Source organism: Acetitomaculum ruminis DSM 5522, assembly GCF_900112085.1.
GTDB lineage: Bacteria > Bacillota > Clostridia > Lachnospirales > Lachnospiraceae > Acetitomaculum > Acetitomaculum ruminis.
Map to the genome: position 1 here is coordinate 138,094 of NZ_FOJY01000004.1, position 21,002 is coordinate 159,095.

General features: G+C 33.2%; 14 protein-coding genes and 1 riboswitch. Of the genes, 2 read left to right on the top strand and 12 right to left on the bottom strand.

Going from position 1 to position 21,002, the window contains the following annotated elements; translation table 11 throughout:
* Nucleotides 1-24: 24 nt before the first annotated feature.
* The 5 genes from BM153_RS03730 to BM153_RS13920 form a co-directional block, all read right to left on the bottom strand.
* Nucleotides 25-1,260 carry a glycosyltransferase family 2 protein gene (locus BM153_RS03730; protein ID WP_092870900.1) on the bottom strand — a complete coding sequence of 412 codons (1,236 nt, stop codon included), beginning with the start codon at nucleotides 1,258-1,260 and terminating at the stop codon, nucleotides 25-27.
* Between the two features lie 440 nt (nucleotides 1,261-1,700).
* Nucleotides 1,701-2,966 (bottom strand): GGDEF domain-containing protein, encoded by a 1,266-nt coding sequence (locus tag BM153_RS03735; RefSeq protein ID WP_092870902.1) that lies wholly within the window; start codon nucleotides 2,964-2,966, stop codon nucleotides 1,701-1,703.
* A 296-nt stretch (nucleotides 2,967-3,262) separates the two neighbouring features.
* Nucleotides 3,263-3,916, bottom strand: a complete 654-nt coding sequence (locus BM153_RS13910; protein WP_092870904.1) for a hypothetical protein — start codon at nucleotides 3,914-3,916, stop codon at nucleotides 3,263-3,265.
* A 19-nt stretch (nucleotides 3,917-3,935) separates the two neighbouring features.
* Complete coding sequence (locus tag BM153_RS13915; protein ID WP_092870906.1) at nucleotides 3,936-4,583, bottom strand: hypothetical protein; 648 nt, start codon at nucleotides 4,581-4,583, stop codon at nucleotides 3,936-3,938.
* A gap of 19 nt (nucleotides 4,584-4,602) precedes the next feature.
* Nucleotides 4,603-5,310, bottom strand: coding sequence for a hypothetical protein (locus BM153_RS13920; protein ID WP_092870908.1), 708 nt, complete (start codon nucleotides 5,308-5,310; stop codon nucleotides 4,603-4,605).
* 169 nt (nucleotides 5,311-5,479) lie between these two features.
* On the opposite strand from BM153_RS13920, the gene BM153_RS03755 reads away from it, so the two are divergent.
* Nucleotides 5,480-6,907 carry an alanine/glycine:cation symporter family protein gene (locus BM153_RS03755; protein ID WP_092870910.1) on the top strand — a complete coding sequence of 476 codons (1,428 nt, stop codon included), beginning with the start codon at nucleotides 5,480-5,482 and terminating at the stop codon, nucleotides 6,905-6,907.
* 63 nt (nucleotides 6,908-6,970) lie between these two features.
* Here BM153_RS03755 and BM153_RS03760 read toward each other — a convergent pair whose 3' ends face one another.
* The 7 genes from BM153_RS03760 to rbr form a co-directional block, all read right to left on the bottom strand.
* A complete protein-coding gene (locus BM153_RS03760; protein ID WP_092870912.1) occupies nucleotides 6,971-7,723 on the bottom strand; it encodes an alpha/beta hydrolase family protein in 753 nt (250 codons plus the stop codon).
* A gap of 33 nt (nucleotides 7,724-7,756) precedes the next feature.
* On the bottom strand, nucleotides 7,757-9,388 hold the full coding sequence (locus BM153_RS03765) for an ABC transporter ATP-binding protein (protein WP_092870914.1): 1,632 nt from the start codon (nucleotides 9,386-9,388) through the stop codon (nucleotides 7,757-7,759).
* Entirely contained in the window at nucleotides 9,372-11,150 is a 1,779-nt protein-coding gene (locus BM153_RS03770) for an ABC transporter ATP-binding protein (RefSeq protein WP_092870916.1), read from the bottom strand. The genes BM153_RS03765 and BM153_RS03770 overlap by 17 nt, the downstream gene beginning before the upstream one ends.
* Nucleotides 11,151-11,175: 25 nt before the next feature.
* Complete coding sequence (locus tag BM153_RS03775) at nucleotides 11,176-16,536, bottom strand: leucine-rich repeat domain-containing protein (RefSeq protein WP_177205567.1); 5,361 nt, start codon at nucleotides 16,534-16,536, stop codon at nucleotides 11,176-11,178.
* Between the two features lie 247 nt (nucleotides 16,537-16,783).
* Nucleotides 16,784-18,169, bottom strand: a complete 1,386-nt coding sequence (locus tag BM153_RS03780; RefSeq protein WP_334293884.1) for a sodium-dependent transporter — start codon at nucleotides 18,167-18,169, stop codon at nucleotides 16,784-16,786.
* A gap of 438 nt (nucleotides 18,170-18,607) precedes the next feature.
* Nucleotides 18,608-19,135, bottom strand: a complete 528-nt coding sequence (locus tag BM153_RS03785) for a nitroreductase (RefSeq protein WP_092870922.1) — start codon at nucleotides 19,133-19,135, stop codon at nucleotides 18,608-18,610.
* 282 nt (nucleotides 19,136-19,417) lie between these two features.
* Nucleotides 19,418-19,960: a rubrerythrin gene (gene rbr, locus BM153_RS03790; RefSeq protein ID WP_092870924.1), complete on the bottom strand. Its 543-nt coding sequence runs from the start codon at nucleotides 19,958-19,960 to the stop codon at nucleotides 19,418-19,420.
* A gap of 352 nt (nucleotides 19,961-20,312) precedes the next feature.
* Nucleotides 20,313-20,408, top strand: a riboswitch (THF riboswitch).
* Nucleotides 20,409-20,470: 62 nt separating this feature from the next.
* On the opposite strand from rbr, the gene BM153_RS03795 reads away from it, so the two are divergent.
* Complete coding sequence (locus BM153_RS03795; protein ID WP_092870926.1) at nucleotides 20,471-21,001, top strand: folate family ECF transporter S component; 531 nt, start codon at nucleotides 20,471-20,473, stop codon at nucleotides 20,999-21,001.
* The last annotated feature ends 1 nt before the right edge of the window (nucleotide 21,002 follow it).

Sequence of the window (21,002 nt, forward strand, 5' to 3'; positions counted from 1 at the left end):
ATTTAAATTACTCTCGGTCATTTCTTACACCTGCGCTCTGTCTAATGATTTATGCTCAATCTTAACCCATGTTGTGCTTGGTTTAAAGCATGTCTTTATTGAACAAATCATATAGGCAAATGTAAATAAAGGAAATGTAAGTAATGCAAAAAACATTCCTTCACTTTCAATTTTATTGTACCTTGCAGCTCCATAAACTGCTATATACATTGTCATAAGCCCTACAACACCAAGAATGACTGCCGGAAGACATGCATAAAGCGGAAGCTTCCAAAGAATTATGAGCATGTTTAATGCTGTTATAATAGCCGATAGCCATGAGCATGGACCCATTAATAAAAACATCAAACTGTCAAGTTTTTGTAAAAATCTTTCGTTTTTACTTCTAATTATGCTGTAAAAATACTTATTCAAAATCTGATAGCTTCCTGTTGTCCAACGGGAAAGCTGATTCATCATTACTTTTAACTCTGAAGGCTGTTCATCAAAACATATAGCGGAGATGCAAAATGCAACTCTTCTTCCTTTGATGCAGTTTTGGATGCTGTATTCCACATCCTCTGTAATAGTTGAAGTATCCCAGCCCTCTTTTTCTATCAAATCTCTTTTTACCACAAATCCTGTTCCTGTAAGGAAAGCCGAAAGATTAAGTTTTTCTCTGGCATAGGAAAAATATGTTGTATATGAAGCCCAATATAATGTATACCATTTTGTAACATAGGTATTGTATGGTCTTCCTCCTAAACGGTTACCTTGGATAATATCATTACCCTGGTTCATTTTCTTGCTCATTTCCGTAAGGAAATCTGCCTTGGCTACATTATCGGCATCAAAAAATACAAAAGCATCACAACTGTCTTTTTCTGTCATTTTTAATATCCTTGGAAGTCCCCAGGATAAAACAACACCTTTTCCTGTTGTAGGCCCTTCATTTCTTTCCATTACGGTTACAAAAGGATAGCTTCCTGCTATTTCAGCAGTCTTATCAGTACAATGATCACATATAACATATACATGATATTTATCTTTATCATAATCCAGGTCACCTAAACTTGAAAGCAAACTTCCAATAGCTTTTTCTTCATTATGTGCACAGACTATAATTGCAAAACGGTTTTTGTAATCTGAAAAAGCTTTGACCAGGGCTTTTCTTTTTATTAAGCCAAAGACCAATATAAAAGCAAGCCATCCCATAACTAGCATTGGCGCAATTTCTAATATTGTCCAAACGACATCCACGAATAACTCAAATTTTTGCATAATTGTCTCCTCAATCTTATATGTACCTATTTTTTTTAATGTCAATTTAATCCCCGAATCTAAAATCGGCTTTTTTAAGCCAGACAAGAACTGTCTTCATTTCTTACCATTATCAGATAAAAAAATTAACATTATACAATATATTTCTTAAATTTTTCTTAGAATACCGGTTTAATTTATTTGCTTAGTTCATTATACTTAGAAAACCTGTAATTCCGATAAACATTTTATTAAATGAATGTAAACTTTAAGGGGTCGTTTAATTTTTACATATTTTTGATTAAATTGCAAAGGATATATGCAAATTTCTCGTAAAAAACCATATTTTTTTTGTTTTTCTACATTTTTACCAATGACATCTCTTAGAATATTGGGTTAAAAAGAAAAATATGAACAAAACCGCCCCTAAGGGCGGCATATTATTTTAGATAGTTAAAGCTTTATGTATTAAATTTTAATTCCTTGGATTTAAGAATTATTTTTTTCCCGGCGTTGCTATCCTTCATTGCATGATATTTTCTCTTGTTTTTATAAAGCTCATTATCAGCTGCATTTATTAAATCATTTTTTTGCATCCAACTTTCGTAGGCGTAAAAACCATAGGATAAGGATACATTTAATTTCGATTCATCACTATATTTTATATTGCCCATTCTTTCATTTAATTTTTTCAAAAGAGCTTTTATTTCCTCTTCCCCTTCACATAGTAAAATTATAGAAAATTCATCTCCACCAAACCTGTAAATATAGCTTTTATTATCCCTGTTTTTACCAAGAGTTTTTTTCATTTCTTCAGCTATATTGCTTAAAACTTCATCTCCTGCATCATGACCATATTTATCATTTATTTCTTTAAAGTCATTTATATCTATCATAATCAGATATATTTTATTTTTTTCATAAGCTTTATAATTGGCAATCAACCTATCCAGATTAAAATTAAACTCTCTCCTGTTCATAAGTTTTGTAAGAGGGTCCAAAGAAACCTGAAATTCCACTTCATGGAAATAGTAAAGGAAAAATCCCACTGCTAATACAATTACATATATGGGAACCGGGTCAAAATCCACATTTTTTATACTGGCGATGCAAATACTGCTGGATAATATCAATATTGACAAAGTATTTTTGCTATCTGCTTTCCCGGTACTTATTTTGGCTTTCAAATAATTAGACAACCTGATTAAAGCATTCACTACCACTATTCCGTAGGGCAAAATATTTCCTAAAAAATAATACTGTGCCCTCCTGTAATCCAGCAAACCATCTACTTCCACTACTGTATATAAAAATCTGTATTTAAGATTTAAAATATGCAAAAGAATAGTAAATCCAAAGGGTAAAAACAAGAGGAATTTTTCTTTCTTTTTGTATATTTTTCCACAGGAATAGTCAAAATATAAAACCAGATTATAATAAATCATTACATCAAAAATAAAATAAAAGGCATTAATCAGCATCTGCATATCTTCTGTCATGTCTTTTACACCAAGGTCAAAACATTTCCATACCATATTATCAATCATTAAAAGAATACTGAATACGCACACCCTTACAGCATATACTCTGGCTATGGTATAAACCGAAGAACATTGCTCCTTGTATGCCACAAAGAAAAGTAATGCTATGCACAACAAACCTATGGTGGTATATATTTTTAACATATCCATCGTCAAAGAATTGACTGATTCCTGTAACAATATCATATTTATGTCCCTCCTTTATTAAGGATATGATATCCTATATGGGAAATATTTCCTATACCTTTCTATCGTCACTTTAAAAATAAATATTATATAGCATTTTAAAGGCATCTTTAAATAAGTCAGTCTATTATTTTTTTCTTTAGATTTTTTATAATAAAAAAAGAGTAAAGCGGACACTCAGAATCCGCTTCGCTACTTCCTCATGAACGCAGTGGCACAAAGTGCCACTGCGTTCAAATGCCCATTTTTAATGGTATCTGAATCTCTTTTTTCATAAGTTTATTTTATATATATATCTATCTGACTTTACATCCGCCCCATTCAACTAATGTAAAGCCTTTTCTTTGGGGACAATTTTCTTCTTTTGGTTTTTTAATCTCTACAAATGTGTCGCTATCATACCATGCCATAAAAACCCTAATTTGGCTATCTGTTTCAGGTGTGGTTTTTAATTTGGCATTATCGGTATAAGCCTCTTTTTGGAAGGAAATTACATTATATTTGTTATCCTTCATTTTTGAAAGCCAGTAAACTATAAATTCATTGGCTTCTTTTCTGTTTAGACCAAGTTTTTTTAGTTCTTTTTCCAAAAAATCTTTTGTGTCTTTTCCTTTTATGCAATATCCCTTTGAAAAATCATATTCTATATCAGATTCTCCCTCCCAGAAAAGATAATTATAGGTTTCTCCACTAGCATCTTTTAAGCTTCCATCTGGATAAGCTCTTACTTTCCAGGTATTATCCTGACTAAATTCCGGATAAAGACAGGTGAATTTTCCTATATAATCAAGGCTTACAGACACATCCATCTCCTCTTTTGGATAGAGATAAATTACAGGCTTTGCCACTTCCTCCTGTTCATTAGGGTCTATAAAAAATCTACATGCCGTTAAAAGGTTTGCTTCAATTACAATCATTAAAATTACTAAAATAAGTTTTCTTTTTTTCATTTATTAACCTCTTTATTAATTATTTAACTTTACATCCGCCCCATTCAACTAATGTAAAGCCTTTTCTTTGGGGACAATTTTCTTCTTTTGGCTTTTTAATCTCTACAAATGTGTCGCTATCATACCAAGCCATAAAAACCCTGATTTGACTGTCTGTTTCAGGTGTAGTTTTTAATTTGGCATTATCGGTATAGGCTTCTTTTTGGAAGGAAATTACATTATATTTGTTGTCCTTCATTTTTGGAAGCCAGAATACTATAAATTCATTGGCTTCTTTTCTGTTTAAACCAAGTTTTTTTAGTTCGTCTTCCAAAAAATCTTTTGTATCTTCTCCTTTTATGCAATATCCCCTTGAAAAATCATATTCTATATCAGATTCTCCCTCCCAGAAAAGATAATTATAGGTTTCTCCACTAGCATCTTTTAAGCTTCCATCTGGATAAGCTCTTACTTTCCAGGTATTATCCTGACTAAATTCCGGATAAAGGCAGGTAAAATCTCCTGCATAATCAAGACTTACCGATACATCAGTTTCCTCTTTTGGATAAAGATAAATAACAGGCTTATATTCCTTTTCTTCTTTTATTTTAGTTTCTTGACAAGCCGTTAAAGAAAACATCATAAAAATCATAATTAAAAATAATGTAATAAAAATTTTTTTCTTCATTTTCTCACCCTTTCTCTCATTATTTAACCTTACTTCCGCCCCATTCAACTATGGTAAAACCTTGTCGTATCGGGGTTTTGTCATCATCAGGCTCGTTAATGTTTACAAATTCATCACTGGCATACCAGGCCATAAATACTCTTATAAGAGTATCTGCCTTGGGACTTGAAATAAGCTTTGCACTATCTGTATAAGCCTCCTTTTGGAAAGATATGACATTATATTTATTATCTTTCATTAGTGGAAGCCAGTATACTATAAATTCGTTGGCTTCTTTTCTGTTTAAGCCTAGTTTACTAAGTTCTTTTTCCAAAAATTTTTCAGTGTCTTTTCCTTTTATGCAATATCCTTTTGAAAAGTCGTATTCCTCTTTGGAAACTCCCTCCCAGTAAAGATAATTATAAAGCTGTCCATTATTATCTTTTATTTCTCCTTCAGGTGTAGCTGTAACAACCCAGGTATTATCATGGTCAAATGCAGGATAGATACAGGAAAAATCTCCTTTATAATCAAGGCTTACAGACACTTTTGTTTCTTCTTTTGGATATAGATAAATTACAGGTTTTTTGACCTGAACTACGTCTACATCGTTTTCTCTCACTCCAATGTCCTCACTTATGGATGTGTCACTGCATTCTTTATCTTCTTTTTTTTCACAGGAAAATAAACTTAAAGAAATAATACCAAATCCGGCTAAAATAAGAATTTTTCTCATTGTTTTGTTCATAACATTCCTCCCTTAATCTTTTTAGTAAAATCGACAAGTATTTTTTCTTATTTATAATTCTACAATACTTTTTTTAACTTTAAAGAGTTTTTTTCTTAAGAATGATTAATTTACAAATTATCCCATTCATTATATAATAAAAGGATATTGTTCAAAAAGAGAGGTAACTATGAAAGTATTACAAGCGATTTATGATTTTTTATGGGGAGATTTAATTACAATCCCGCTTTTAAACGGCTCGTCCCTTGGTTTATCATTATTAATCATTATTCTAATTCCCCTGGGGATTTTTTCAACTATAATTACAAGATTTTTACCTGTCAGATTATTTCCTGAAATGCTTAAAGTGGCAGCTCATAAAGGTGGAAATTCCAATAAAAGAAGCAGTGTTTCCGGTATTGAAGCCCTTATAGTATCCACAGCCACAAGAGTTGGTATGGGAAATTTGGTAGGTGTCGTAGCAGCTGTTTCAGCAGGAGGTGCCGGTGCGGTATTTTGGATGTGGATAACTGCTATTATTGGTTCATCAACTGCATTTATAGAAGCTACTCTTGCACAGGTTCATAAAAGCAAAGACCCTTTATACGGTGGCTTTAGAGGTGGTCCTGCCTATTATCTTCACAAGCTTTTTGCAAAAAATAAAAACAAAAGCATACTGGCTGTTTTATTTTCCCTTTCCGGACTGCTTTGCTGGTGTGGAATCAGTCAGGTAATCGGAAATTCTGTATCATCAGCTTTTGAAAATGCCTTTAATGTACCGCCCCTTATAACTGCAATAGTTCTTTGTCTTCCGGGAGCCTACATTGTTTTAAAAAAGAATGTTACCGTAAAAGTTTTGGATTTTATAGTACCTTTAATGGCCGGCTTTTATATATTATTGACATTATTTGTAATTATAAACAACTTTTCCCTGATTCCTTCGGTTTTTGCCAGGATTTTCAATGAAGCTTTTGGACTTCGACAGGCAGTTTCCGGTGGATTTGGAGCCATACTTATGAATGGTGTAAAAAGAGGCCTTTTTTCCAATGAAGCAGGTAGCGGTTCTGCTCCTTGTGCTGCTGCAGCAGCAGATGTGGATCATCCGGCAAAATCAGGACTTTTACAATCTTTAGGAGTGTTTATAGATACAATACTTATTTGCAGTTGTACCGCATTTGTAATGTTACTTGTTCCGGAAAATGTTTTATCAGGTCTAAGTGGAATGGACCTTTTACAAAAGGCTATGTCTTATCATTTTGGAAATGCCGGAGTTATTTTTATTGCCATTACCCTCTGGTTTTTCTCCTTCTCCACTTTTTTGGGGATACTCTTTTATGCCCGTTCCAACATAGCCTATGTTTTTGGGGATTCCTGGACAAGCCAGACTATTTATAAGGCAATAGCCTTAATTAATCTTTTTATAGGATGCCTTGCTGCCTATACTTTCGTATGGGATCTTGGAGATGTGGGAATCGGACTTATGACAATATTTAATGTAATAGCCTTGATTCCAATGTCTAAGGAAGCGGTTTTTTATTTAAAAGATTATGAAACCAAATTTATTAAGCACGAAGAAAAAGCCGTAGAAAACGTATCTTACGAAAAAACACACAGATAAAAAAACGATCACGGTATGATATGTGCCCGTTAAAAAGGATACATATCATACTGACCGGTTTTTTTATGAAAAAAATTCCACTATAGTATGAATTGCAATATCCATTGTCTTTGGATCTGAAAATCTGTGATCAGCATTTTCAACTTCTAACATTTCGATTACATTATTTTGGGAAAATTTCCTGGAGTCTTCTATATTTACCATTTCATCTTTAGTTCCGTGAATAAGAATAATATCATCTGCGTAATCCATATAGTCATATTTCATTACATCACTGTTTTTAAGTCCCTCTAAAAATTCCTGATCTATTTTCATTTTTCTATCATGCCCTGCTAAAACCTCTTTTTTCTTTGATAGCTTTAACATATCTTCTTTAGAGATACCTTTTATCATGGTATCATACATTTTTAAGGCAGGGCACCTAAGGGCTATTTTCTTAAAAGGATTATTAATTTCCACAATGTATTTTAAGGTAAGATAAGCTCCAAAACTTACGGAATAGATATATAAATCTTTAGCATTAAGTTTTTCCTTTGAATAGGCTATTACAAAAGAAAGGTATTCCATGCATTCTTCTAAAAGAAGTTTTTTTCTGGCATCAGCTCCGTGACAAGGCCAGTCAAAGGATAATACCCCATAGTTTTTATGTTTTGAATAAAGCTTTTGAGCAAATTTTTCAATGGTTTTGTTTTCTTTACTGCCACCAAAACCATGGGTAGCTATTACTATGTATTCAACATCTTTTAAGTCTTTAGCATAAAACATTTTACAACGAACGCTGAAACCTTTTTCGTTTATGTCAAAATATTTTTCCATTTAAATCATCCTTTTTTATTATATTTGTAAATATTACAGGTAAATCAGTTTTTCATTTTCCATAAAGGTAGATAATCTGTGGGAAATTGACAAAACTGTTTTTCCTTTAGAAGCATTATTTAAGGCATCAATGACCTGCTTTTCCGTATCACTGTCAAGATTTGCAGTTATTTCATCCAACAGCAATATAGAAGGAGAAGTAACTATCGCCCTGGCAATTGATAAAAGCTGTATCTGCCCCCTTGAAAACAATCCTGCCTTCATTTTTGTTTCAAGCCCTTCAGGAAGTTTTTCCACTACATTTCTTAAACCTACCGTATCTAAAGCCTTCCAAATCATTTCATCTGTAATATCCTCGTCAAATAAAGTGATTTGTTCCCTTAGATTTCCCAAAACCTCCTTTAAATCCTGCTCAACACAACCAAAAATTTTCCGTCTTTCTTTAAAATTTATTTCCCCAGGATGTTTTCCTTCTACTAATATAGCACCTTCATCTGGAAAATATAATCCTAAAAGTAATTTAAAAACTGTGGACTTACCTGCACCGGTTCTTCCTAGTAATGTAACTTTTTCCCCTTTTTTAATGGAAAAAGAAAAATTATTCAGTATTTGTTTATCATCATTGTAGGAAAAAGTAACATTATCAAATACAATTTCACAGTTTTCATAGTCTTTTTTTACATAATCAAGCTTTGTTTTTTCCGGTTCTTTTGATATCTCTTCTTCTTTTAAGAATTCTTCTATCCTTTTTATACCTGCCAGTGCAGATTGAACATTTTGTATCTCCATGCCAATAGCTTCTATAGGTGTAAATATTTTTCCCACATAGGCGGTAATTGCCACTGCCGAACCTACGCTAATGCCAAAAAATTTTTGAAAATCTTCTCCTGCTGCCGCTGTTGTCATCATTATTAAAATTACAATAGCCTTGATAATAAGAATAATGGGAGAATACAAGCTGTCATAGGTATTGGAACGATTTACAGCCTTATAGCTTTCTAGTATATAATCATCATATTTATCTTCCATGTATTTTTCTTTTTCAAAAACATGTATCATCCTGATATTTCTAATGGTTTCCGGTACATGATTATTTACCCTGGCTATGGCCTTTCTGTTATCCACTTGGGCCAAAAGGGTTTTCATTTGAAAATGTTTTGTAAGAAAATAAATAAAAGGCATTAAAAGAAAAATTATTATACCAAGTCCCAGACTTTTGGAAGTAATAATAAATAAAATTCCAAATAATTTAAATCCGTCTGCAAACATCCCCACTATACCATCAGAAAAAAGTGTATCAATAGTATCTGCATCATTTACAAATACAGAAGTCACTTTTCCACTTCCGTGTTTAATATAATAATCCGTAGGTAATCTGTTTAGCTTTTCGCCTAAAATGCTTCTTATTCCATGGGTAATTTTTTGTCCCACAATTGTTATTGAGCTGTTTTTTGCAGACTCACAAATATTAGAAATAACAGTAAGTCCAAAATATAAAAAAGCCAGTTCTAGACCTACTCTTTGATTACTTGTCAGGGTATTGACCACTTTTTCCAAAGCCAGTGGAGGCAAAAGTGATAATAACACAGAAGCCACTATACATATAGTCATAAGAATAAGAATTCCCATATTTTTTTTCAGTATTTTTTTAATTATCTCCCTCATCTAAATCCTTCCTCTTAACCTGCTTATCAAACAGTTCTTTATAATCATTAAAATTTTCCATAAGCAATTTATGATTTGAAAACTCACCTTTTCCATCATGTAAAAACAATACATGGTCAAACTCCGGAAAATGATAAAGTCTATGGGATATTAAAAGTATGATTCTATCTTTAAATTCCTTTCTTATGTTATTAAGTATAATTTTCTCTGTAAGTTTATCTACTGCACTAAAGGGATCATCAAGTATCATAACTGACCTTGAATGAGATAAAGTTCTAGCCAAGGCTAATCTTGCCTGCTGTCCTCCGGATAGTTTTACTCCCCCATCTCCAACTAAAGTTTCTTTTTTATCTGACATTTCAAAAACTTCTTCTGACAAACAAACCATGTCAAGCCACTTATCCACATCAGTTTCATCTCCCAATGCCACATTTTCATAGATTGAATTGCTCATAAGTTCCGGCTCATGTCCCATGTAACTTACATATTCATGTTTTTGTTGCGAAGATAAACTCTTAAATTCTTCTCCATTTATTCTAATGCTTCCCTCATAGCAACTTTCATCTATGAAAATCTTTCCCAAAGAACTTTTTCCTGAAGCCACAATTCCGGTAATTCCAACTATCTGACCGGGCTTTACACTAAAGGAAAGACTTTTAGCCAATGCCTTAAAATTATTATCATTATCAAAATGTCCAAAAGAAACATTTTCAAATTCAATATTAACTTTTTGGATTTCTTTTTGTGAAAGAAGGGATTTTTTGATTTCAATTTCCTTCATCAAAGGCTTTATTCTGCCCCAGGAAACTTCCGCCTTTTGAATTGCATTAAAAAGCTTTGCGGCCCGGCTTACCTTAACTGCAAACTTGGTAAAAACCGCAAGATAGGTGGTAAAGCTTGCAATATCCCATTTGGTAAAACCGCTTCCGGCTACATTTTTAGAACCTATATAGATAATTATTACAGTTCCTGCCATGGTTAGGGAATTATATAAAGGTGTCATACTGCCTTCAAAGATATTAGCCTTAATACTATTTTTCTCATAATCATTAAGAGCCTCCTCTAAGGCTTCATTTCTGGCCTCCTCCCTGCCAAAAATCCTGTAGGTTATGGCATTTGAAACCCTATCCATGGTTTTGTGATTTAAAAGTGTAGCACTCATTTTTTGCCTTCTGTTTGCCCTAACAACCTGTTTTTTTAAACGATTGGCCAAAAAATACGCAAAAGGAGTAAAAATACCTGCTATTAAAGTAAGCTTAAAATCATAAAACAAAAGCATTGAAATATAAACTATCATTGCTACACCGGTATCAAAAACCTCTGTGGTAAACTTTCTCATGCCCTCTGAACAGATATCCACATCAGCGATGGCCTTGGTCATTAATGCCCCAAGTCCCTCCTTATTTAACTTTTCTTTATCCATCCTAATCAGACAAGAATAAAGAGTATGTCTCATTAACCGTCCCACATCATTGGAAAAAACCCTTACGCTATATCTTTTTATAGCTCTCATACCCTGAACAAAAGTCAAAACCACCACATAGGTAATTGCCAATTTTAAAACATCAAAAAAAGTGCTGTATCCTTTAAAAACCTCATACAGCTTTCCTGCCAACTGACCTTCATAGTAGGGTCCTACTCCGATTCCGGCATTGTATAATATTCCGGAAATCGTAACAACTATTAAAACCGGCAGCTCCATTTTAAAATAGGAGCTGATTTTTTCCGGTTTTTTTACTTCCTTAAACACTTTTTCACTCATTTTAACTCTTTTCTTCTTTTACTGTTTATTTCACACTTATACTAACAGTTTTTGTGATACTGCCTTCTTTATAATCTTTGGTAGCCTTTGAACTTATTTTAATTTTAATCTTATAAGTTCCCTTTTTAAGGCCTTTTTTTACGGTAACCTTACCGGCAGAAGATAAGGTTATTTTGCTGTCTCCGCTTACCTTTTTAAAGGTGATTTTTGCCTTTTCTTTAACAGTTGCAGATATTTTAAAGCTGACAGAAGCTTTTTTAAGACTTCTTAATTTCACCTCTTTTTTCGCAGTAACTTTGGAAAATACCTGCTTAGCCTTTGTTATTACCAGTTTTACCACATTTGAGGTAGCAGCTTTATATTCATCTTTTTGCGCCAGACTTGCCTTTACATAATATGTTCCTGTATATTTTGGTGCCCCACCGGCACTTGTTGCTCCATGTGTGGATTTTGCAGTCTTTTTCTTACAGTTTTTATCTGTAAAGTAGGTATAGGTAACTTTTCCCTTACTTCCCTTAACTACAGCCTTATCCACCTGGATATTTTTTCCGGTAAAAGCTGTGGTTTTTGCTTTCAAAGTGATACTTGAAGCCTTTGTTCCCACTGATTTGATTGTAAGTCTGGCAATATTTGACTGGGCTGACAGATAATTGTTATCTGCTGCTACTGTTGCCTTTACATAATATATTCCAACCTTTGCTGGGGCACTTCCTTTTGTAATTGAATCTGAATTTTGACTTGTTGTTAGTTTTTTACAGGCTTTATCCGTGTAATAGGTATAAGTAACTTCACCTGTAGAGCCCTTAACACTAGCCTTTCCTATACTTACAGGTTTTCCTGTATAAAATACAGTTTTATCAGAAAGGCTGATTGTAGTTTTTTTCCTGTCAGGATTAACAATCTGTATCTCAATTATTTTTGAAGTGGCTGCTTCATAATTATTATCCTCTTCCAAAAAAGCCTTTACATAATAAGTTCCCACATTAACCGGAAATTCTCCGTCACTTCTTGCTCCGTCAGATTTAGAGGTAAGATTAATGCCTTTTTCATCCTTATAATAAGTAAAGGTAACATTTCCACTACTTCCTTTTATATCAAACTCTGACTTTGATAAATAAAATCCCACACCGTCAAAATTTCTCTCCCTTTTGACATCGTCTTTTATTTCTATACTGGAGGCTGCTTTATAAATATTTATTTCTATAGGCTCGGACTCAGCTCCCACAAATTCCATATCAGTATCTACATATACTTTTACATAGTATTTACCTGCATTTACGGGCGCTGTTCCTGTAACTAAAGATCCACTTTCAGTATCTGTAGGAATTTTACATTTTTCATCCTTAAAATATTTAAAATCAGGCTCTGTAACACTTCCTATAATTGTAATGCTATCTTTAGAAAGTTCCAAGGGTTCTTTATCATAATATTTTGACAATTTAGCATCTGCATTTAAAGTAATTGTAGTGATTTTGTTAGAGACTATCAATTTTACGATTTTAGAAGAGGCCGCCTTATAGTTTTCATCTTCTTCTACAAAGGCCTGTACATAATAATTTCCTGTCTCTACAACTTGACTTAATTCATTCTCTCCCTTTTCATCTTTATAAAACTTATATGTAACCTTGCCACTGCTTCCTTCCACTATGGCAGCATCTAAAGTAATGGCTCCTCCTGTATATAATACCATTGTATCATTTAATGTAATCTTTGTATTAGCTTTTTCTATTAGCAATACTGCAACATTAGACTCTGAAGCTTTATAATTATCATCTTCATCTACAAAAGCTTTTACATAATACTCTCCGGCATTAACAGGTGCACCGCCTTCACTTGCAGATTTATTATTATCAGGAGTTGTCTTAATTTTCAAATCTTTGTCACAATAATATTCAAAACGAAGATTACCATAACTTCCAATTATCTCTGGGTCATTTATATTTATAATTTCTCCCGTATAAATCGCTCTTTTATCCCTTAATGTTACTCTGCACTTGGACTTTTCAATGGTTACGGTTGCTTTGTCAGATAATTTTTCATTGTAATTTTGATCCGCCTCCACAAAAGCTTTTACGTAATAAACTCCGGCATTTATAGGGGGTGCAATCTCATTTTTGCATTCTTCATCCAAGTAAAAATAATAGCTGATTCTTCCGGTACTTCCATCCACTACAGGTTTTTGGCATACAACACTGCTTCCTGTGTAAACAGTTGTCATATCATAAAAAGTAATAATAGTCTCTGCTTTATCAACCTGTAATAGGGCAATATTTGACTCAGCTTCTTTGTAACAATGATCTGCCTCTACATATGCCTTTACATAATAGGTTCCGCCATATGAAGGAGCAGTTCCCATATCTTTAGAGCCGTCTCTAAGAGGATTTGTTTTTTCCTTAAGCTCTTGGTCTTTATAATATTCATATCTTATGCTTCCTGTACTTCCGGTAACTACTGCATTGTCCATCGTGACATGATTTTTGTTATATATTACGGTTTTATCTTCAATGGTAATGGTACTTTCAAGTCTTTCCACAGTTAAAACTGCAACATTTGACTGGGCACTTTTATAAAGTTCATCTTCTTCTACAAAGGCCTTTACATAATAGGTTCCCCCATATACCGGAGCAGCCCCCGGGGTTTTCGAACCATTGTCTTTTTCATTTGTTTTAATAAGACATTCTTCATCATTATAATATTCATAAGAAACACTGCCGGTACTTCCCGTAACTACCGCCTCATCAATTATTGCAGGATTTCCGTCATAGGTAAGGGTCTTATCTTCTATAGTGACAGTACTTTCCAGCTTTTCAATGGTTAAAACTGCAATATTTGACTCTGCATTTCTATAGGTTTCATCTTCTTCCACAAAAGCTTTTACATAATAAACTCCGGGTTTTACGGGAGCTCCTCCCTCCTTAGAAGTACCCGTTTTTTGCGTTGTAGTTTTTTGGCTGCATTTATTATCCATATAATAAATATAACTTACAGCTCCACTGCTTCCTTCCACCACTGCAGGGTCAATAGAAAGTTCGCTTCCTGTATAAGTTTCAGTCTTATCATTTAGGGTTATTTTTGTGGCGTATTTATCTATAATAAGTCTTGCCGTATTTGACTCACCAGCCTTATAGTTTTCATCTTCTTCTACATAGGCTTTTACATAATAGGTTCCCATTTCTACAGGAGCTGATATTTCTTTTTTACAAAGACTGTCTGAAAAATATTTATAGCTGATTGCACCGCTGCTTCCTTTAACCACTGCCCCTGTCATTTCCACAGCTTCACCGGTATAGCCTGTTACAAAATCACTTAAACTTACGATGGTGTCCCCTTTTTCTATGGTAAGTTTTGCAATATTTGAGGCCAGACTTTCCTTATTTCCACTGGCATTGGTAAATTCTCCGCTGGCAACAACATAGTATTCCCCGATATTTACAGGTGCTTCTCCATCCCCTGCTGCACCTGATTCACTTGAAGTAAGAATATGGCAATTACTGTCAGTGTAATATTTATAAGTAATATTTGAAACCCCTGATGCCCAGATAGGGTCTATTTCAATAGGACTTCCTGTATAAGGAGCAACTTTATCAGCCAAAACAAGAACAGGATCTTCGCTCTCTTCTCCTGGATCTACTTCTCCATAGACTTTATAGTTTAAACCATTATTTCTACAAAATTCTTCACCTTTAGAACCATGCACTACAATAATTTCCATATTTTTGGCATTATCAATAACCAGTCCACTTTTTTTGATTTCTTTAACAGATGCCGGAATAGTAAGTTTGGTTATAGCAGTTCCACCAATCATATATGCATCAGCTATTGATTTAACTGAAGAAGGAACAATATAAGCTCCTGCCTTTCCTTCCGGGTATTTTACAAGTGTGGTTTTTAATTTATCAAACAATACTCCCTCTAAACTGCTATAGGCCGGATTATTGTTATCAACATTGATAGAGAGCAGATTTTTACAGTTATCAAAAGCACCGCTTTCAATTTCAGTTACTCTCGCAGATATTGCAATAGAGGTAATATTGCAACCGGAATAAGTATTTGCTTCAATTTTTACAACACTTGAAGGGATTGTAAATCCTCCTGTCTTTTTTTCCGGTATTTTAATAAGGGTACTCTTATCTTTATCATAAAGCACACCTGACTCTGAACAATATGCTGTGTTTTCAGCACTAACAGATATTTTATTAAGATTAGAACAATTAATAAAAGCGCTGTTAGAAATATTTTTTACTCCTTCTAAAATTATAACTTCACTAAGTTTAGAGCCATTAAAAGCATTCTTTGAAATATTTTCAACAGTTTCCGGAACGGTATAAGCACCACTTTTTACAGGAGGACAAATAATAAGTGTCGTTGCATCTTTGTTAAAAAGCACACCTTCAGCTGAAGTATAATTTTCATTTCCTTCATTAACAATAATTTCCGAAAGATTTGAGCAGTTAAAAAAAGCATTTTCTCCAATAGATTTTACAGATGAGGGAATGGAAACGGTATCAAGGCTGGCGCAACCATAAAAAGCACTTAAACCTATATTTTCAATTTTAGGTGTAAGAATAATATTTGTAAGTTTTGTACAGCCATAAAAAGCATAGGGTTCTACATTTTTGACATCCTCATTTACTTCAAACTCTCCTTCTTTAGCCGCAGGTACTTTATAAAGAGTATCTTTATTTTTACTGTATAAAACCCCTTCAATACTTAGATATTTAGGATTTTTTTCATCTACATTAATATCCAAAAGATTTATGCATCTTTCAAAAACATATTCTCCCAGAGTGTCTAGCCTTTTTGAAAGTGTTACACTTTTTAAACTTTCACAACCTGCAAATGCCGAATCACCAATCCATGTTACATATTCCGGAATAATTATGGATTCAAGACTTTTACATTCATAAAAAGCCATAGCACCTACAGTTTTTAGATCTTCCGGCAATTTAATGTTTTTAAGTAAACTGCATCCTGAAAAGGCTCCACTTTGTAAATCTTTTACTTCAGTGGGAATATTGATTTCTTCAAGACTTGTACAGTTAGAAAAGGACTTGCTTCCTATTTCTTTTACACTTTCAGGTATTTTTATGGAGATTACTTTACTACATGATAAAAAAGCCCCTGATGCTATTTTTGTAACGGTATAGTTTTCGATTTTTTCCGGAATAACAACGGATTTAGCATTTTTATCACAGCCTGTAATAGTAACAGTTTTATTATGATCTTTGTCAGATATAATTTCATAAGATAAGTCACCATACTCTGAACCAGTGGCTTTTAAAGAAAGCTTTTCTCCATCAAGAGCATAAGCTTCAGATTTACAAAAAAACCCATTTAGAAAAATAAACATCAACAATAAAGGAATAATAATCTTTTCTTTCTTCATGCCCCTCTCCTTTACAAATAACCTTAATAAATTTCCTTTTCCTGCTAAAAACAGCTTTTTGCTTAATAATTTCAGCATATTACATATTTTTTTCTTAAATATTATTCGGCTTTTTATTAATTTTATTTGATTCTTATTTTTAGGCATTTAATCTTCTTTATTGGCTTTTGCAAAGGAAAAACACATAAAAAAACCTCCTTGTCAGATAGTTAATATCTAACAAAGAGGCCTTAGTTAAATTTTAATTTTACATGGAAATAAATCCTAATACATTTGCTACACTTGAAATAAGAATAATTGCTACAAAAAACGGGCAAAGATACTTAATCATAAAATAGTAAACAAATCTACGGGAAAACTTATGTCCGTCAACTGTAACTTCTTTTGTTATTTCTTCAACTGTGATAACTCTTGTTACCAAAATACATATCGCCATAGCTGCGATAGGCATCATTACGGAATTTGTAATGAAATCAAAGAAATCCAAAAACTGCATATTAAAAATAGTAACATTTGCCAAAGGACCATAACCTAAAGCTGAAAGTGAACCAATGGCAATTATGAAAATACCTGCAAGAACAGTAGCCTTTTTTCTATCCCATTTAAGCTCATCTTCCAGGGTACAAACTGCACTTTCTGCAAGGGCTATTGAGGATGTAATAGCTGCAAATAATACTAGTAGGAAAAAGAGAATTCCTATAATTCTTCCTATACCCATTGAATCAAAAATCTTAGGCATTGTAATAAACATAAGTGACGGGCCTGCATTTAAGTTTTGTCCTGCTTCAGAACCTGAAAAAGCAAACACTGCCGGGATAATCATAAGACCTGCCATAATGGCAATACCGGTATCAAATATTTCAACCTGCTCCGTACTTTCTTCTATTGAGCTGTCTTTTTTCATGTAAGAACCAAAAGTAATAAGAATACCCATGGCAATGGATAAAGAATAAAACATCTGTCCCATGGCACTTACAACTGTCATCCAGGAAAACTTTTTAAAGTTAGGAATAAGCATATACTTAACTCCTTCTATTGCTCCCGGACGGGTAATTGAATAAATAGTAATTACGAAAGCCAAAACCACAAGAATAGGCATCATAATTTTTGAAACTCTTTCAATACCGTTTTGAACACCCATATAAATAACAATAACTGTAGCTAAAACAAATACAATAAAGCATATCTCAGATGAAGCACCGTCTGTAATAAATGATGTAAAAAACTCATCTGTTGCCTGATTTTTAGTTCCGCTTACAAGATATTCATACAGGTATCTGATAACCCATCCTCCGATTACTGCGTAATAAGGTACAATCAGTATTGGAATAATGGCATTTATCCAGCCTCCGAATTTAAATCCTGCTGAATTTCCAAAATGCTTAAATGCACCAACCGGGCTTTTCTTGGTCATACGACCAATGGCAGTCTCTGAAATTATCATGGTATAACCAAAAGTTAAAGCCAGGATAATGTAAACCAGAAGAAAAATACCTCCTCCGTACTCAGCTGCCAAATATGGAAATCTCCATATGTTTCCAAGACCTACTGAGGCACCGGCAGCTGCCAGAACAAAGCCCAGTTTGCCTGAAAAGTTACTCCTCTTTTTTTCACTCAATTTTTTTTCCTCCAAAATACGTTCAAGGCGTTTAAATCCTTTAAAACTAAGGGTTCAGACGCCTTTTTAGTAGAGCATTCATTCAGAATATGTTTTGATGTTTCTTTATGAACACTACTTTCACACAACTGCTTCATTATAACACTAAACACAAGCAGAAACAATTTCAAAATTGATGAATTAAAGTAGTAAAGTATCATCATGTTAAAGATTTATTGATTTTTGAAATAACAAATAACACAATTTTTCATTTTTTTATATTTTTTTTATTCCAAGAGTGTTTTAATTACATAAAATGAATTATCTGTCTTTTTTTCATGCAATTATCTAACTTTTACTACACTATCAAAAAAGTTGTGCTAAAACATATTTTGAACGCAGTGGCACAAAGTGCCACTGCGTTCATGAGGAAGTAGCGAAGCGGATTCCGAATGTCCGCTTTACGATTATAATTTATTTGATATAATGCACTCTGTCCGGTTTTCTTTCATGGGCTTTTGGTTTTTCTCCATCAGCATAACCTAAAACGCAATGTCCTATTCCTTCCCATTCTCCCTCTATTCCTAAATCTTTTAAAAGATTTTTTCCATATTCATGTTCAAATTCTTCTTTTGCCCTGTGAATCCAGATGCTTCCTATGCCAAGACTGTCTGCTGCTAACATCAGATTTCCCATTACAAGGCTACCATCATAAACTTGTGTAGCAACGTCCTTGTTTCCTAGTACGATTAGTACTACAGGACCACCATAAAACGGGTCAAATCCAGCTTTCCATCCACCAATTTGACGATTCAAATCACTTAATTCGTCACGAACTTTTTTATTTGTAACTGCAATTATTTTTACTGCCTGTTTTCCCATTCCATTAGCTGCATATAAGCCTGCCTCAATAATTTTATCTATTTCCTCTAAAGGAACCATATCTGATTTGAATTTTCTGATACTTCTTCTTTCTTTCATGGCCTTAATAACTTCATTCATTTTACAACTTCCTTTCTTAAAATAATAAATGATTTGCAAAGTTATATTTTGCACAATTAATTGGTATTCTCAAATTATACCATAAATATTTATTTAAGCAAGTGTAAAAATATTTTGAGGTATTTTTAAGATTTTCCTTATAATTTTAGCAAATATCAGCTAATTAACAGTAATATAACTATACATTATCTATTTATTCACTTATTTGTCCCATAAAAAAAGCAGATCCTGAAACAATTATCATAACCTGCTTTTAATTTTATTTACAAAAATAATTTTCTATTAATAATTTTCTGCTCTTACTTCAAAATAGCTTTGTGGATGTTTACATACTGGACAGACCTTTGGAGCCTCTGTACCAACAACAATATGTCCACAGTTTCTGCATTCCCAGATAGTAACACCACTCTTTTTAAATACTTCCATGGTTTCAATGTTTTTAAGAAGTGCACGATATCTTTCTTCGTGTTTCTTTTCAATCTCAGCAACGCCTCTAAACTGCTCTGCTAAAGCTGTAAATCCTTCTTCCTCAGCTTCTTTAGCCATTCTTACATACATATCTGTCCACTCATGGTTTTCACCTTCTGCTGCAGCTGTAAGATTTTCAACTGTATCGCCTATTCCTCCAAGAGCTTTAAACCAAAGTTTTGCATGCTCTTTTTCATTTTCAGCAGTTTTTAAAAACAGCTCTGCTATCTGCTCGTAGCCTGCTTTTTTTGCTACTGAAGCAAAATAAGTGTACTTATTTCTCGCCTGAGACTCTCCTGCAAATGCCTCTAAAAGATTTTTCTCGGTTTTTGTTCCCTTATACTTATTGTCAGCCATATAAACTTCCTCCTTTAAAATGTATAAGTCTTTTTAGTAATATTTTATTGATAATAACATTTTTTAAGAAAATATTCCATAAAAAAAAGATAAAATAGCGATTTTTTTGTAAAACTTGTTGATTAATAATCATTTGCTTCTTCTGCCCTTTAAATATTTTGTTTTTTCTAAAAAAAGGCTTGTTTTTTTCAATTGTCTAAACAGTCAATTGGTCACTTAACACAAATAATTTATTAAAATTAACTAATCAAAATATAAATTTTTTATATATTCACAAAATAAAATCTATTGATTATACAATAAAATTCCTGTACTATATTTGGTGGAAAGAGGGTAAAAACTCAATAAAAAAAGCAGAGTAGGTTTCGAAGCGTCAAGTGCCCATTGAACAGGGAGTTGTCGATGGTACAAAGGTTAATCTACGATTTCGAAATCGCATCCCGCTGCTACACCTATAGATGCAGATTTACATCTCCGCTGTAGTTAGGGGCTTCAAAGGAGGTACATTTCATGAGTAAACTCAAAAACACATTCACATTAACAACCGCTGCCATGCTTTTAGCATTAGGCATATTATTAGGTCTTTTTAAATTGCCAATAAATCAATTTATTGAGATTCGATTTGCATCATTGCCGATTTGTATCGGGGGGGCATTATTTGGTCCTGGCATAGCTGCAGTTATCGGTGCCTTTTCAGACATTGGTGGATTTATTGTAAGACCTACCGGTCCGTATTTTCCCGGTTTTACAATTAGCGGTATTATAACCGGTATTATTTTTGGAATCTTTTTATACAAGAAAGCTTTGACCTGGAAGAGAGTTTTACTGGCTCAGGCAGTAAATACCATTGTTGTAAATCTTTTAATAAATTCCTATTGGCTTACACTTTTGTATGGAACAAAGACTTATACAGCACTTTTAATCGGTCGTTTACCAAAAGAACTTATTATGGTTCCTATCCTTACTGCAATGATGGTAGGCATTGCAAAATCCATGGAACATGTAAAAATGTCTGTACATGACAAGGCTCACGCTAAATAAT

Excerpts from the sequence above, each read along its gene's own strand:
- BM153_RS03730 (WP_092870900.1), bottom strand. The coding sequence starts at position 1,260 with ATGCAAAAATTTGAGTTATTCGTGGATGTCGTTTGGACAATATTAGAA.
- BM153_RS03735 (WP_092870902.1), bottom strand. The coding sequence starts at position 2,966 with ATGATATTGTTACAGGAATCAGTCAATTCTTTGACGATGGATATGTTA.
- BM153_RS13910 (WP_092870904.1), bottom strand. The coding sequence starts at position 3,916 with ATGAAAAAAAGAAAACTTATTTTAGTAATTTTAATGATTGTAATTGAA.
- BM153_RS13915 (WP_092870906.1), bottom strand. The coding sequence starts at position 4,583 with ATGAAGAAAAAAATTTTTATTACATTATTTTTAATTATGATTTTTATG.
- BM153_RS13920 (WP_092870908.1), bottom strand. The coding sequence starts at position 5,310 with ATGAACAAAACAATGAGAAAAATTCTTATTTTAGCCGGATTTGGTATT.
- BM153_RS03755 (WP_092870910.1), top strand. The coding sequence starts at position 5,480 with ATGAAAGTATTACAAGCGATTTATGATTTTTTATGGGGAGATTTAATT.
- BM153_RS03760 (WP_092870912.1), bottom strand. The coding sequence starts at position 7,723 with ATGGAAAAATATTTTGACATAAACGAAAAAGGTTTCAGCGTTCGTTGT.
- BM153_RS03765 (WP_092870914.1), bottom strand. The coding sequence starts at position 9,388 with ATGAGGGAGATAATTAAAAAAATACTGAAAAAAAATATGGGAATTCTT.
- BM153_RS03770 (WP_092870916.1), bottom strand. The coding sequence starts at position 11,150 with ATGAGTGAAAAAGTGTTTAAGGAAGTAAAAAAACCGGAAAAAATCAGC.
- BM153_RS03775 (WP_177205567.1), bottom strand. The coding sequence starts at position 16,536 with ATGAAGAAAGAAAAGATTATTATTCCTTTATTGTTGATGTTTATTTTT.
- BM153_RS03785 (WP_092870922.1), bottom strand. The coding sequence starts at position 19,135 with ATGAATGAAGTTATTAAGGCCATGAAAGAAAGAAGAAGTATCAGAAAA.
- rbr (WP_092870924.1), bottom strand. The coding sequence starts at position 19,960 with ATGGCTGACAATAAGTATAAGGGAACAAAAACCGAGAAAAATCTTTTA.
- BM153_RS03795 (WP_092870926.1), top strand. The coding sequence starts at position 20,471 with ATGAGTAAACTCAAAAACACATTCACATTAACAACCGCTGCCATGCTT.